At 42.8% G+C, this 14155-nt stretch carries 14 protein-coding genes; 2 read left to right on the top strand and 12 right to left on the bottom strand.

What is annotated here, in order from left to right:
• Positions 1 to 60: 60 nt before the first annotated feature.
• Complete coding sequence (locus GN277_RS11330; RefSeq protein ID WP_159751132.1) at positions 61 to 492, top strand: hypothetical protein; 432 nt, start codon at positions 61 to 63, stop codon at positions 490 to 492.
• Between the two features lie 47 nt (positions 493 to 539).
• Here the strand turns inward: GN277_RS11330 and GN277_RS11325 are convergent, their stop codons facing one another.
• From GN277_RS11325 to GN277_RS11290, 9 genes are all read right to left on the bottom strand, one after another.
• Positions 540 to 1736 carry an NADP-dependent isocitrate dehydrogenase gene (locus GN277_RS11325; RefSeq protein WP_159751131.1) on the bottom strand — a complete coding sequence of 399 codons (1197 nt, stop codon included), beginning with the start codon at positions 1734 to 1736 and terminating at the stop codon, positions 540 to 542.
• A 57-nt stretch (positions 1737 to 1793) separates the two neighbouring features.
• On the bottom strand, positions 1794 to 2447 hold the full coding sequence (locus GN277_RS11320; RefSeq protein ID WP_159751130.1) for a GntR family transcriptional regulator: 654 nt from the start codon (positions 2445 to 2447) through the stop codon (positions 1794 to 1796).
• 21 nt (positions 2448 to 2468) lie between these two features.
• Positions 2469 to 3860, bottom strand: a complete 1392-nt coding sequence (locus tag GN277_RS11315; RefSeq protein WP_159751129.1) for a beta/alpha barrel domain-containing protein — start codon at positions 3858 to 3860, stop codon at positions 2469 to 2471.
• Positions 3861 to 4010: 150 nt separating this feature from the next.
• A complete protein-coding gene (locus tag GN277_RS11310; RefSeq protein ID WP_159751128.1) occupies positions 4011 to 4622 on the bottom strand; it encodes an SdpI family protein in 612 nt (203 codons plus the stop codon).
• Positions 4609 to 4905, bottom strand: coding sequence for an autorepressor SdpR family transcription factor (locus tag GN277_RS11305; RefSeq protein WP_159751127.1), 297 nt, complete (start codon positions 4903 to 4905; stop codon positions 4609 to 4611). Before GN277_RS11305 ends, GN277_RS11310 begins: the two co-directional genes overlap by 14 nt.
• Positions 4906 to 4938: 33 nt before the next feature.
• Entirely contained in the window at positions 4939 to 5145 is a 207-nt protein-coding gene (locus GN277_RS11300; protein ID WP_159751126.1) for a DUF1648 domain-containing protein, read from the bottom strand.
• Positions 5146 to 5183: 38 nt separating this feature from the next.
• Positions 5184 to 5738 (bottom strand): hypothetical protein, encoded by a 555-nt coding sequence (locus GN277_RS30150; RefSeq protein WP_244324681.1) that lies wholly within the window; start codon positions 5736 to 5738, stop codon positions 5184 to 5186.
• Between the two features lie 98 nt (positions 5739 to 5836).
• Positions 5837 to 6781: a hypothetical protein gene (locus GN277_RS30145; RefSeq protein ID WP_244324680.1), complete on the bottom strand. Its 945-nt coding sequence runs from the start codon at positions 6779 to 6781 to the stop codon at positions 5837 to 5839.
• A gap of 35 nt (positions 6782 to 6816) precedes the next feature.
• Complete coding sequence (locus tag GN277_RS11290) at positions 6817 to 7524, bottom strand: ABC transporter ATP-binding protein (RefSeq protein ID WP_159751125.1); 708 nt, start codon at positions 7522 to 7524, stop codon at positions 6817 to 6819.
• A 158-nt stretch (positions 7525 to 7682) separates the two neighbouring features.
• Between GN277_RS11290 and GN277_RS11285 the strand changes: the two genes are divergently transcribed.
• Positions 7683 to 8252: a GNAT family N-acetyltransferase gene (locus tag GN277_RS11285; RefSeq protein ID WP_159751124.1), complete on the top strand. Its 570-nt coding sequence runs from the start codon at positions 7683 to 7685 to the stop codon at positions 8250 to 8252.
• Between the two features lie 75 nt (positions 8253 to 8327).
• Here GN277_RS11285 and ilvA read toward each other — a convergent pair whose 3' ends face one another.
• From ilvA to smc, 3 genes are all read right to left on the bottom strand, one after another.
• Complete coding sequence (gene ilvA, locus GN277_RS11280) at positions 8328 to 9542, bottom strand: threonine ammonia-lyase (protein WP_159751123.1); 1215 nt, start codon at positions 9540 to 9542, stop codon at positions 8328 to 8330.
• Positions 9543 to 9568: 26 nt separating this feature from the next.
• Positions 9569 to 10522 (bottom strand): signal recognition particle-docking protein FtsY, encoded by a 954-nt coding sequence (ftsY, locus tag GN277_RS11275; RefSeq protein WP_159751122.1) that lies wholly within the window; start codon positions 10520 to 10522, stop codon positions 9569 to 9571.
• Between the two features lie 68 nt (positions 10523 to 10590).
• Entirely contained in the window at positions 10591 to 14151 is a 3561-nt protein-coding gene (gene smc / locus GN277_RS11270) for a chromosome segregation protein SMC (protein WP_159751121.1), read from the bottom strand.
• Positions 14152 to 14155 lie beyond the last annotated feature (4 nt).

Genomic DNA, 14155 nt, shown 5'->3' with positions numbered 1-14155 from the left:
TAATCATATGGAAAATATACTTTACATTTTATATTCTATAGCTTTAAGGAGGGAACAGTCATGACAACCAAAAAGAAAAAACAAATCTTTATCTTCGTCGGATTTCCCATGCATGTCATAGCCTTTATGGTGAAATCCCTCCACCTCTTCGACAGCCTGCCAATCACCATCTGTCTGACTCTCATCCAGTACACAGGCGCCCTTCTGTTTTTGAACGGAATTCATTACTTTGGAACCACCTACCAGTACGAGAAATACCCCGAAGAAAGCCGACAGACCGTCATTGACCAGAATGACGAGCGCACCAGAACCATCCATGATCTGGCGAAAGCCCGTACATTTGACATTATAACCTATGTGCTGATTATTCTGCCCTTCCTTCTAATTGAGACAAAGACAGATTTGACTGGAATCCTCTGCTCCTTCGCAGCGTTAATCATATTAGGCGTCTCCTACGGGTACTATTATAGAAAATTTTCCAAAGAATTGTAGATAGCTGATGTCAAAAAAGGGGCCGTCCTTTTGACAGCCCCCAAATATTATAATCTCTTTGCAATCGCCTTGATAAACTCCTCACTGTTTAACACAGTAGGGTTCTCAATGGTTGTAATCAAGGCAAGATCTTTCGTCATTTCCCCATCTTCAATGGTATCAATAGTAGCCTTCTCAAGCTTGTCTGCGAAATCCATTAATTCCTGATTTCCATCCAGCTCTCCCCGTTTCTTAAGCGCCCCTGTCCATGCAAATATGGTCGCCACAGAGTTTGTAGATGTCTCCTCTTTGTTAAGATGCTTATAATAATGTCTCTGCACCGTTCCATGGGCCGCCTCATACTCGTAATACCCGTCTGGAGATACCAGAACGGAGGTCATCATGGCAAGGGAGCCAAAGGCAGAAGAAACCATGTCGCTCATCACATCCCCGTCATAATTCTTACATGCCCAGATATAGCCGCCCTCAGACTTCATCACACGGGCCACGGCGTCATCAATCAGCGTGTAGAAATACGTAATTCCCGCCTCTTTAAATTTCTCCTGATACTCTGCATCAAAGATATCCTGAAAAATATCTTTAAAGGTATGGTCATATTTCTTAGAAATCGTATCCTTGGTGGCAAACCACAGATCCTGCTTAAGATCCAGCGCATAGTTAAAACAGCTTCTGGCAAAACTCTCGATGGACTGGTCTACATTGTGCATCCCCTGAACAATCCCTGAGCCCTCAAACTCATGCACCAATTCTCTTGTCTCCGCCCCGTCCTTAGCCGTATACACCAGCTCCACCTTACCGGCATTTGGAATCTTAAGCTCTGAGCCCTTGTACACATCTCCGTAAGCATGTCTTGCAATCGTAATCGGCTTCTTCCAGTTCCTTACGCAAGGCTCAATTCCCTTAACTACAATAGGCGTACGGAAAACGGTTCCGTCCAGAATCGCCCGTATGGTTCCGTTGGGACTCTTCCACATTTCTTTCAAATGATATTCCTTCATACGTGCCCCATTGGGCGTGATTGTCGCACATTTCACAGCAACCTTGTACTTCTTCGTGGCATTTGCAGAGTCGATAGTCACCTGGTCATCCGTCTCATTCCTATGCTCAAGCCCCAGGTCATAGTACTCTGTATTCAGCTCAATAAAGGGCTCTAGCAGATTGTCTTTGATCATCTTCCACAGGATGCGCGTCATCTCGTCGCCGTCCATCTCTACGATTGGTGTTGTCATCTTAATCTTTGTCATGATATATTACCTCCTGATTTTTGTCATTTATTATCTTTCGGGACCCATTTAGCCCGTCTATTTTGTCAGATGCAGATTCTCCATCACATTTAAAATATGCCGGTTAGCCAGCTTTTCCGCCAGCTTTCCATCCTGCTTTTTTATGGCCTCCAGAATCTCACGATGCTCTTGTATGGACTTCTCTGCCCGATTCTTCTCTCCCACTGACATCGCCCTGGCCATCTGCACATATTTATGGAAATCCGACAGCACATGCTCCAAAATCCTGCTGTTGGAGGCCTCGTACAAAATCTTATGGAACTTCCCGTCAAGCTCTGTCACCTGCTCCGCCTGACCCTCGCTTTTCTTACGCAGATGAAACTCCGACAAAAGCAATACCTCCTCCAGTTCTTCAATCTGTTTCTCTGTAATATGCTCCGTCGCCCATCTGGCGCACATTCCTTCCAACATCGAACGAATCTTATAAATGTCTGCAACATCCTTGCGGGAAATACCCGTTACATATGCGCCCTTGTTGGGAATAATCGTAACCAAGCCCTCTAGCTCCAACTGTCTAAGGGCCTCCCTTACCGGAGTCCTGCTGACTCCAAGCTCCTCTCCAAGCGTAATTTCCCGCAGTTCATCCCGTTCCTTATAGACCCCTGACAGAATATCCTCCCGAAGCCGCTGAAAGACCCTGCCCCGCAATGAACGGTCTTGATACTCTTCCATTCCTTTTCTCCTATTCTATCCTTACATCAGCTCACATCCTAACCGCTTCCTTGCAGCTTCAATCACTTCAAGCAATTCTTCATCCGTCAAAACCGTCATGCGGCCTTCCTCATATTCCTTATCCACCCAAGCCTTCACCATTGCAACCATTTCTGTATTCTTATCTACCTGCTTTCCTTCCGGCAGATGGAAATATGTATTAATCCAGTGGGCAATCCCTGCAAGTCCAGATGTATTGGACACAGCCACAAGGGGCGGTCGGTTCAGGAATTTATCCGTATCAAATACATTGTATATTTCTTCATTCTTAAGCAGCCCGTCCGCATGGATTCCCGCCCGTGTAACATTAAAATTCCTTCCCACAAAGGGTGTTCTTGACGGCACTGTGTATCCAATCTCCTTCTCGTAATACTCCGCCAGCTCTGTAATCACAGCAGTATCCATGTTATCCAGCGTTCCCCGAAGCTGGGCATATTCAAACACCATTGCCTCCAGCGGCGTATTGCCTGTGCGCTCACCGATTCCAAACAGAGAACAGTTTACCCCGCTTGCCCCATAGAGCCACGCCGTAGACGAGTTGCTGACCGCTTTATAGAAATCATTGTGACCATGAAATTCAATCAGTTCACTGGGCACTCCTGCATGAACGCGTATGCCATAGATGATTCCTGGAATGGACCTTGGTATCACAGCCCCCGGATAATTCACCCCATATCCCATGGTATCACAGACACGAACTTTAACCGGAATCTGGTATTCCTCCTTAAGCTTCATCAATTCAAGACAGAACGGAATCACAAAGCCATAGATATCTGACCTGGTAATATCCTCCAGATGGCATCTTGGGCTCACTCCCGTCTCCAGGCACTCCCGAACCACCGATAGATAATGCTCCATACATTCCCGCCTTGTCATCTTTAACTTATAAAAGATATGGTAATCAGAACAACTAACCAGAATCCCTGTCTCCTTCATCCCAATCTCCTTCACCAGCTCAAAATCCTTCTTGCTGGCCCGAATCCAACTGGTAATCTCCGGAAACTCATACCCCTTCTCCATACACTGATATACGGCGTCCCGATCCTTCTTGCTGTATAAGAAGAACTCGCACTGGCGTATCTTCCCTTTCGGCCCTCCAAGCCTGTGAAAATACTCATAGATCTTCACGATCTGCTCTGGACTGTAAGGCGCCCTGGACTGCTGACCGTCCCGAAACGTAGTATCCGTAATCCAAATCTCATCCGGCATACTGTGGGGCACGATTCGGTCATTGAACGCAATCTTAGGAATCTCGTCATAACGGAACAGGTTGCGAAATACGTTCGGCTTCTCCACATCCACCAGAGGATACATATGCTCCTCCAACTGCAAGAGATTGCTGTGCTTGTCTAGGTATACTTTTCTGTTTTCCATCCGATGTCCTCTCCTTCATGTCATATCTTTTCATTTGTCCTAATCTATTAACGTGTATAATTGTATACAATTATACATTTATTGTCAAGAAAAATTCCCAAAATTTTAAATTTTGCATATAGATTTCACTCCTAACAACTTACTCTTTATTTAATTCTTTCGATTAGCATTTCTTGCAAACAATGAATATACGCATACAAGTATAATCCAGAAACCGATACCAAACATAAATATCATATTATTATCTGAAAAAAATAATACGAGTAAACATTGTATAATACCTAATGGAATTGCCGTATATCCTGCAAACCTATGTGTTTTTTGCCAACATAGCTTGTCTTTTAATATCCACGGTAATTTAAAACCAATACGACTGCGAAAAGGCATTTGTGGCAAAAAATTTCCTATCAAAATCATCAAAATTCCAATAATAAGAGCCACTACTTTCAAATAATCTATTTGAAAGCCATTGTACTTTGCTATGACAGCGAAATAATAAAGAAATATACCAGTTCCCAAAAGATTTAAAACAACTATTGTAAGTTCATTTCTTACTTGATTACTGCTTCTTGATATTTTTTGTGGATATAATGAAACAAACGCCAGTGCTAAGAGAATGACGAAATTAATTAAAACGAAAACCTCTCGGCTAGGACTTTGCATAAACAATTCAATTTTATAAGGTAGATTTTCGTAGGAGAAAATTGTCCCTATAATGAAAATAATCAACAAAAGTATATTCAAATATTTATATATTTTCATTTTCACTATCCTCTTTTCCAGTTGGTTTATTGTCAAAAAAATCTAAAAAAGCGCCTAATGTTGTTTGTAAAACAGAAGCATTAAGGGAGTACGTAACCGACATACCTGTTCGCTCACTTGTTACTAACCTAGCTTCTTTCAAAATATCAAGATGTTTTGATATGGCAGGTTTTGATATTGAAAAATTTTCGGAAATTTCCTTTGCTGTCATATCGCCATTGGCAAGCAATTTTAAAATTTGCCGCCTTGTATCATCAGATAAAGCCTTAAATACAGTAGTCATTAATGACAATCTCCTTTCTAAATGTTACCGTATTCATTTTTTCTTGTGCGTAAATTGATGATAAATTAAATACGGAACTGGCGTAAGTAATAAAATAAAATATTTACTTGCATACCAGCCAGCTTCTCCATTAGCGTCAAAATGGAATGGTATCTTTTCTGGAAGAAAAAAAGTCGCCGCAAGCAAAACTATAAATGTCCCAATTAATAATACAGAAGTAATCAAATTCTTTTTACTCATAAATCATTCCTCCTTTAATGTGTATATATGAAAGGTCATTACTCTTTATTTGATGTAATACCTTTGCACACAAGAAATATCAAAGCAAACAAACTACAAAATGTAAAGCATATAATTGTATAGATAGGTAAAGCATTTTGTATCATCTTCAATGTAACAAAACAAAATCCTATACAAATAGAGATACATAAAATAATAGATAGAATTACATTGATATTTTGCTTGATTGCTTCTGCTTCATTTGTCCAGTCTAATTTAGGACGTTTCATATCAATAAATACTCCTATTAAATTCCACAGGATAGCAAATAATGTACTAACTAAAACAATCCACCCTATTTGAATAAATCCATAATGAAAATAGAATTTAAATATAAAGCAGTTTATAATAATTCCAGTAATGGATATACTTGTAGAAAATAAAACTTTAATAAAAGCCTGTTGTTTCAATGAATAAGGAATTATTTCAGCTATCCAAAAATTTGTCCCCTCTCTGGAGAAACTACTGGAAGCGACCACATTAATTGACAACGTAAATATAATTACTGCAAGTGCAAATAGTACGGCATAAAACGAAAACTCTGGCGTTATCACTAGTGTCCTTATTTGTTCCAAACTTTTGGCGGCAGCGGTTAGTCGAAAAAACAGCGGTAATAAAAATGGTGTAATAAAAATCCCGAATAATCCATTTATTACATATACAGGGTTACGAAAAAATGTTTTATACTCTTTTTTAAATAACTTTTCAACTTTGTTGATGAATGAAATGCTATCTTTTCCAATTTGATTTTTACTTCTTTATCATAAAGAGCATATTTTTCCCCAAGTATAAAGTTGCTTAAATAATAATAGCTTACAACTGATAATAAAGCGAATATAATACAGAATAGCTTTAATCCTATATGTAAACTAATATATTGTTCAAAGAATGGAAACGGTGCAAGTAAATCATTTATCATAGTTAGAAAATCCTGTTTAGACGACATGATCTGCTTTATGGACAATGCCTTGTAAACGATTATCCCTGTAAAATATATAATTATTCCTGTAATAACAAAAAGCGTTTTCGGACGCTTGAAAATCATAGAAATTTTCAAGCAAATCGTAATAATAACTGATAGTGGAAGCGCTACAATATGCGGAAGTATCAGCGCAATAGAAAGATAAGTAATGATAACAGAAAATTCACCTACATATTGAATTTGAATAATACATATAGGAAATAATAATAGGGTTTCTATTCCGTAACAAAATAGAATTACTACTATATATTTACTTGCAAAAAAATCGCATGGTTCCACAGGAAATAATTGCAGATTTTCTATATCTTTTGAAAAACAAAAAATATTGATCAACAAAAAGATACTTATTATTGTGAGCACAATAGATATTCCACATGATACAAGGTGGTAGAACCATGCGTTTATCCCTAATACTTCCAGTTCAATGTAAACTTGATTAACTATTTGAAAGTAATAATAATAAATCACGCCTGCAAGACTTAGAATAAAACAAGTAAGGACTACGAAATACATATCGAGACGCTCTTTGAATTTATATCGAAAATTCAAAAAGCTAAAATTTATCTTCCCAAGATTTCTACTTAATTGAAAAATTTTTATCCAGTGCTTCATCATTAACCACCTCTTTATAAGTTTGTAGTCAAGAAAAATCAGGTTACAGACTCTATATAAATATCTTCTAATGTAATATTAAGAGGATTTTCATGGAGTGTAATTGTTTTCTTAATCGTCCCAGATTGCATAATAGCAACTTTATCGCACACTTTCTCGCAAATTTCCAATATATGAGATGAAAACAAAACAGACTTTTGACTATCTTTCCTAGATTTAATTAATTTTTTTAGGGCTTGAACAGCTTCTACATCTAACCCCGTCATAGGTTCGTCTAATACCCAAAGTTGTGGGTCATTGACTAGTGAAGATATAATAGCAATTTTTTGTTTTGTCCCATGAGATAATTTTTTTATTGGCTGGTTTAGATATTTTTCAACTTGAAATACTTTAATTAGTGGAGCGTAAATTTTAGTCCTAGTTTCAGTTGATACCTCATACATGTCTGCTATAAAATTTAGATATTCTTTCCCAGTAAGATTATTATATATCTCGTGATTGTCAGAAACATAATTAATTCGTTTTTTGTATTGTAAAGGGTGTGTATCCAATGAATATTTTTCGAGAGTAAGAGTTCCTTTTTCTATCGGCAACAATCCTAAAATTAATTTTAAAGTAGTAGTTTTACCAACGCCATTTTTTCCTAATAATCCTACTATTTCTCCATCTGGGACAGAAAATGTAAGATTAGTCAGAACTGGAACATTAGGTTGATAATGAAACGAAAGATTGGACACTTGCAACATACTAAATCCCTTCTCCTCTATGCTTTTAACCTTTTAGTTAATAGGTTGATTCTATTGTATTCTTATTTTTGAAAAATGTCAATAGAAACCGTAGACAAGCTTAAACTATTTTGTTAGAATGTCTATGGTTTTAAATTAGCCGCTTGGAGGAATAAAAAATGATTACACATAAAGGAACACAAACGATACATACCGAAAGACTTATACTGCGGAAATTTACCGTTGAGGATGCTCAAGCAATGTTTGAGAATTGGGCAAACGATGAGAGAGTTACACGCTTCCTAACTTGGTGTCCTCACGAGTCACCTGAAGCAACAAAACAACTCTTGGAACTTTGGTGTGCCGCCTACGAGAACCCCAACACATATAATTGGGTTATAGAACATGAAGGGACACCTATTGGCAATATCTGCGTTGTACGGTTGAGTGAAAGATGCGAATATGCAGAGCTTGGCTACTGTATGGGCTATGCTTATTGGAATAAAGGCTTTATGCCTGAAGCCGCAAAAGCAGTCATTGACTATCTCTTTGCTGAAATTGGTGTAAACCGTGTTGGCATATCCCACGCCGTTAAAAACCCTGCTTCTGGTAGAGTTGCTCAAAAATGCGGTCTAACCTTTGAAGGAACAAAGCGTGAATACTTCAAAGCCTCCACCGGAGAGTTTCTTGATATATCCGATTACGGTATCATCAGGAGTGAATGGGAACCCATAAGGCAGGAAAAATAATTGTATTTAAATAAGGATGGCGGCAAGAAGAAACATTCTCCTTGCCGCCTATAAAGACTAATACACCAAGATGTACTAATATAACTTCGCCCCAATCTCCCTTGGCCTAAAGCCCTCATCCTCCAACGCCTTCATAATCTCATTCTTATGCTCGGTTCCAAACGCCTCCATAGTAATACGGAGCTCCACAGCCGCATTGCGGTTTGTGCTGACAAACTGGTTATGCTCCAGCTTAATTACATTCCCCTGAGCGTCTGCAATGGTAGCCGCAACCCTTACAAGCTCGCCTGGCTTATCCGGCAGCAGCACAGACACAGAAAAGATTCTGTCACGTTGAATCAGGCCATGCTGTACAATAGACGACATGGTAATCACATCCATATTACCGCCGCTTAAAATCGCCACAGCCTTCTTTCCCTTCAGATCAAGCTGCTTCAAGGCCGCAACCGTTAAAAGCCCTGAATTCTCCACCACCATCTTGTGGTTCTCCACCAAGTCAAGGAACGCGCCAATGAGCTCGTCATCCTCCACCGTCAGCATCCGGTCAATATTCTCCTGAGCATAGGGGAAAATCTTCTCTCCCACCCGCTTAACCGCAGTACCGTCCGCAATGGTATTGGCACTGTCAAGGGTAACCGGCTCCCCTGAGGCCAGTGCCATGGTCATACTTGCCGCCTGGGACGGCTCCACTCCAATGACCTGAATCTTCGGATTCAGCATCTTAGCAAGTGTAGAAACCCCCGTAATCAGACCGCCGCCGCCCACAGGCGCAAGAATATAGTCCACAGTCGGCAATTCCTGTACAATCTCCATGGCAATCGTACCTTGTCCAGTAGCAATATCTGGGTCGTCAAAAGGATGTACAAAGGTATATCCCTTTTCTTCAGCCATCTTAATCGCATACTCACAGGCATCGTCGTAGACATCCCCATGGAGGATTACCTCTGCGCCATAATTCTTCGTACGGTTCACCTTAATCAGTGGCGTAACTGTAGGCATAACAATAATCACCTTACAGCCAAACTTCTGGGCTGCATAAGCGACGCCCTGGGCATGATTCCCCGCTGAAGCAGTAATCAACCCCTTTGCCCGCGCTTCCTCGCTCATAGTACTAATCTTATAGTATGCACCCCGCACCTTGTACGCGCCAGTCTCCTGCATATTCTCCGGCTTCAGGTAAATCCTGCCGCCTGTCTCTTTGCTTAAATACTCACTGTACACTAATTTCGTGGGATTTGTAACTTTCTTTACAAGCTCGCTGGCCTGCTCAAATTTTTCAAGCGTAAACATGCTTCCTTCCTCCTTAAAAGTCAAACCTAAGAATTCTCTCCTTCTTCCCCGTCCCCAGTCGTAAACAACGCCCGAACGAAGGTATCTGCATCAAACTTCTGCAGGTCGTCAATGGACTCTCCTACACCAATATATTTTACAGGAATCCCAAGCTCTGCATGAATTGCCACGGCAATGCCGCCCTTTGCCGTCCCGTCCATCTTCGTCAGGACAATCCCTGTAATATCCGCGACCTCGTTAAACTCCTTGGCCTGCTGCATGGCATTCTGCCCCGTAGTCGCATCCAATACCACCAGCGTTTCTCGATATGCCTCAGGGAATTCTCTGTCAATGATCCGATTCATCTTTTTTAACTCTTCCATCAGATTCTTTTTATTATGAAGTCTGCCCGCTGTATCGCACAACAGCACGTCTGCATGCCTTGCCTTGGCAGAAGCTACGGCATCATAGACCACAGAGGCAGGATCTGAGCCCTCCTGTCCTCCGATTAAGTCTGCCTGGGCGCGGTTCGCCCACTCCTTAAGCTGCTCCCCTGCCGCAGCGCGGAATGTATCTGCTGCCGCAAGCACCACCTTCTTATTCTGCGCCTTAAGTTTTCCAGCAAGCTTCCCTATGGTGGTAGTCTTTCCGACGCCGTTTACCCCGATTACCAGCACCACCGACGTCTTTTCCTCAAATTCATAGGCAGTCTCGCCTACATCCATCTGCTCCTTAATACTCTCAATCAAAAGCTCTCTGCACTGCATTGGCTCCTTAATATGCTCTGCCTTCACCTTCCCTTTCAGATCATCCAGAATATCATAAGTGGCCTGCACTCCCAGGTCCCCCATAATCAGGACCTCCTCAAGCTCCTCATAAAAATCGTCGTCAATATGTGAAAACCCGTTAAAAATACTGTCCATTCCGGACACAATATTATCTCTCGTCTTTCCAAGCCCCTGAACCAGACGCTTAAAAAAACCAACCTTTTCCTCTGCCATCAAAAACCTCCTTATCCACTCTGCAATCTTCCTGGTGTACTCTCGCCTGAAATGCATCCCTGCTATAGCTATGCATCCAGCTCATCCTCCAAAAGACTCACCGACACCAGCGTAGAGATTCCCTTCTCCTGCATGGTAATCCCATACAGCCTGTCCGCCGCCGTCATGGTACCTCTTCTATGGGTAATCACAATGAACTGGGTACTCTTAGTCAGTTTGTGCAGATACCCCGCAAATCTGACCACATTATTATCATCCAGCGCCGCCTCAATCTCATCCAGCAGACAAAATGGGGACGGTTTCAGATTCTGGATGGCAAACAGTAGAGAAATGGCCGTCAGCGCCTTCTCCCCGCCAGAGAGCTGCATCATATTCTGCAGCTTCTTCCCCGGCGGCTGGGCAATGATCCGTACACCTGCCTCAAGGATATCCTCATCCTCCATCAGCTCAAGCGTACCCTTGCCCCCGCCAAACAACTCCTTGAACACCTGATCAAACTCACTGGCAATCCGAGCAAACTGCTCGCGAAACTGCTTGCGCATGGCCCCGTCCAACTCCTCGATAATCTGCTCAAGGGTGGCTTCCGCTTCCACCAGGTCATCATGCTGGCCCTTAAGAAATTCATACCGGTCAGAAACACTTTTAAACTCCTCAATGGCGTTGACATTAACATTTCCAAGTCCTCGTATTTCCCCCTTAAGCTCCTGAATCCGCTTCTTCATCTTTGCCAAATCCGTAAGGCTTTCATCCCGCAGCTCCTTTGCCCGAATGAGCGTAATCTCATACTCCTCCCACATATAATTGATCTGCTTGTCTGAAGCTGACTCAAAATTCTCCTTCTGGCTCTCCAGACGGAAAATCTCCTTATCCAGATCCCCCATATGCTTTGACAGTTCTTCCCTTTTCAGAAGAAAATCTTTATGCTTCTGGTTCAGAGCCTCCCGCTCCTTCTTAAACCGTTCGATCTCCTCTTCTATCTCCACAAACAATTCTCCAGAATTCTCTATGGTATCCTTAAGTTCACTAATCTGTTTTTCCTTCTCCTCTATCTCCTTAGAAGTGCCCCCTTTATTCTTCTTAAGCTCCTCAAGCTCCTCCTGAAACTTTAAGATCTCCTCGCGAATACGGTTCTCATTCTCGTCAACAAAGGTAAACTTCTGCTCTAAGCTTGCAAATTCCAGGTGGATTTCCTCTGTCCGCTTCACCTTTTTCGCTTCTTCCTCATGGTCCGCATCCAAAAGCTTCTGCTCCTGCTCAATCTTTTCGGTCAACTCCTGCTCCAGTCTCTCTGAGGTATCCAGCTCAACATTAATAGACTCCTGATTATCTGCGATATCTGTAATCTGATCATCCAGCGCCTTAGCCTCTGTTCCCATATTCTCGGCAATCTCCCTGGCATTTTGAATCTTCGCCGCCGCCTGGTCCGCGTTCATTTTCGCCGTATTCTGGATGACGTAAGCCTTCTGAAGCTTTGCGCTGATCTCGTCCATTTTCTCATAGTATCCGGCCCTCTCCTTTCGCAAAAGCTTTGAAGAAGCCTCCACCTCATCCATCTCGCGCTTTAACTGCTTGACTGTCCGCTCAAATTCCTCCATCTCACGCCTTCTGCTTAACAGATTACTGGAATTCTTAAACGCACCGCCGGTCATGGAGCCCCCTGGATTAATCAACTCCCCCTCAAGGGTAACAATCCGGATGGACTGCTTATATTTCTTCGCAATGGCAAGGCCGTCATCAATGTGTCCCACCACCAGCGTCCTCCCAAGGAGGTTATCCGCCAGCGTCCGGTACTTTTCCTCCACCTTCACCAGAGAATTGGCAGTTCCTACCACTCCAGTCTCTTTTAGGGCATCTTCCTTGATACTCCCCGCATAAGAACGGATATTCGTAAGCGGAAGAAAGGTGGCTCGTCCAAATCGGTTCTTTTTTAAAAAGCTGATCATCCGTTTCGCCGTCTCGTCATCTGAAGTCACAATATTCTGGATATTTCCGCCAAGGGCCGTCTCAACGGCAATCTCGTAATCCTTCTCCACCTTTATGAGATCTGCAACCACACCAAGTATTCCCTTCTCACGGCTTCTTAAGTCCATTACCTTCCGGATACTGTTGCCATATCCGTCATATCTCTCCGTAAGATTCTTCAAAGACTCCAATCGAGACTCCTCACGATGGTATGCAGTCTGTCCAATCCTAAACTGCTCTGTCTGCTTTTCCAACTGCTTCTGTAATACGGCAATCTTCTCCTCATACTGGCTGTTTTCTTCTGATAACTGGATAATCTTACCGGAAATGTCCTTAAGCTCCTGCTGATATTTAAGAAGCTCTTTCCCTTGAACCTCCTCCTCCTCACGGGCCTCTATAATCTGGCGGTTCATCCCTGCTCTGCGAACCTGAATCTGCTCAAGCATTGTATCATACTTCTGAATCTTCGCCTTCGTAGAAGCACGATTATTCAAAAGCTCCATGATCTCCTCCTTGTGCTGCTCCATGGAGGCCGTGACAGAGGCAATGCGAGACTGGACATTAATCAGCTCCGCCTTCGCCTGATTCTCAAGCCTGGTCTGCTCATCAAGCTGTCGTTTTAACTCCTCCTCCTCACGCTTTAACTCATCTAACTGTCCTTCCCGCGCCTCTATCTCAGAAGCAATGGTTCTGGCACGCTGGTCATAATGGGCGTCGTTCATGTGCATACTGTTAATCTGCTCCTTAAGCAGCTCAATCTGGTTCTCCAACTGCTGCTTTAAGAGATTCGTCTCATTAAGCTGCCCCTTCGCCTTCTCAATCGACGCATCAAGCCCGTCAACCTGCTCCTCCACCGTCTCGTACTCCGTCTTCATATCGTCATACCTTTGGCTCGCCTCCTCAAGCTCAGCCCTGGTAAGGTAAAGTTTACTGGTAATCACATTCACCTGTTCCTCAAGACGCTCCGTCTCCAGCAGAAACATGTTGATATCGTAAGTCTTAAGTTCTTCCTTTTTCTTCAAATACTCTCTGGCAGTCTCCGCCTGACGCTCAAGGGGCCCTACCTGCTTTTCAAGCTCTGCTAAAATGTCATTGACCCTCAGAAGGTTCTGACGCTCCTCCTCTAGCTTCTTCACAGACATGTTCTTCCGGCGCTTAAACTTCACGATTCCTGCTGCCTCGTCAAAAAGCTCACGACGTTCCTCTGGTTTTCCACTCAAAATCCGGTCAATCTGCCCCTGCCCAATGATAGAATATCCCTCCTTGCCGATACCTGTATCATAGAACAGCTCATTAACATCCTTAAGCCGGCAGGCGCTCCCGTTAATCAGATACTCACTCTCCCCCGACCGATAGAGCTTTCTCGTCACGGTCACCTCCTGGAAATCAATGGAGAGCTGATGATCGGAATTATCCAGCGTAATGGCCACCGACGCATAGCTTAGAGGCTTACGGTTCTCCGTTCCCGAAAAGATCACGTCCTGCATGGTGCCCCCACGAAGCTGCTTGACCCTCTGCTCACCTAAAACCCACCGCACAGCGTCCGCAACATTGCTCTTGCCGCTGCCGTTGGGCCCTACAATCCCCGTGATCCCATTGTGGAAATCGAATTTAATCTTATGTGCAAACGACTTAAAGCCCTGCACTTCAATACTCTTTAGATACATTCTA

The organism is Sporofaciens musculi (assembly GCF_009830285.1).
GTDB lineage: Bacteria > Bacillota > Clostridia > Lachnospirales > Lachnospiraceae > Sporofaciens > Sporofaciens musculi.
The sequence above is the reverse complement of the archived record's forward strand: the minus strand, read 5'-3'. Positions and strand labels throughout refer to the sequence as shown.

What these genes read in the sequence shown, in the direction of transcription:
- GN277_RS11330 (WP_159751132.1), top strand. Translation starts at nt 61, where the DNA reads ATGACAACCAAAAAGAAAAAACAAATCTTTATCTTCGTCGGATTTCCC.
- GN277_RS11325 (WP_159751131.1), bottom strand. Translation starts at nt 1,736, where the DNA reads ATGACAAAGATTAAGATGACAACACCAATCGTAGAGATGGACGGCGAC.
- GN277_RS11320 (WP_159751130.1), bottom strand. Translation starts at nt 2,447, where the DNA reads ATGGAAGAGTATCAAGACCGTTCATTGCGGGGCAGGGTCTTTCAGCGG.
- GN277_RS11315 (WP_159751129.1), bottom strand. Translation starts at nt 3,860, where the DNA reads ATGGAAAACAGAAAAGTATACCTAGACAAGCACAGCAATCTCTTGCAG.
- GN277_RS11310 (WP_159751128.1), bottom strand. Translation starts at nt 4,622, where the DNA reads ATGAAAATATATAAATATTTGAATATACTTTTGTTGATTATTTTCATT.
- GN277_RS11305 (WP_159751127.1), bottom strand. Translation starts at nt 4,905, where the DNA reads ATGACTACTGTATTTAAGGCTTTATCTGATGATACAAGGCGGCAAATT.
- GN277_RS11300 (WP_159751126.1), bottom strand. Translation starts at nt 5,145, where the DNA reads ATGAGTAAAAAGAATTTGATTACTTCTGTATTATTAATTGGGACATTT.
- GN277_RS30145 (WP_244324680.1), bottom strand. Translation starts at nt 6,781, where the DNA reads ATGATGAAGCACTGGATAAAAATTTTTCAATTAAGTAGAAATCTTGGG.
- GN277_RS11290 (WP_159751125.1), bottom strand. Translation starts at nt 7,524, where the DNA reads ATGTTGCAAGTGTCCAATCTTTCGTTTCATTATCAACCTAATGTTCCA.
- GN277_RS11285 (WP_159751124.1), top strand. Translation starts at nt 7,683, where the DNA reads ATGATTACACATAAAGGAACACAAACGATACATACCGAAAGACTTATA.
- ilvA (WP_159751123.1), bottom strand. Translation starts at nt 9,542, where the DNA reads ATGTTTACGCTTGAAAAATTTGAGCAGGCCAGCGAGCTTGTAAAGAAA.
- ftsY (WP_159751122.1), bottom strand. Translation starts at nt 10,522, where the DNA reads ATGGCAGAGGAAAAGGTTGGTTTTTTTAAGCGTCTGGTTCAGGGGCTT.
- smc (WP_159751121.1), bottom strand. Translation starts at nt 14,151, where the DNA reads ATGTATCTAAAGAGTATTGAAGTGCAGGGCTTTAAGTCGTTTGCACAT.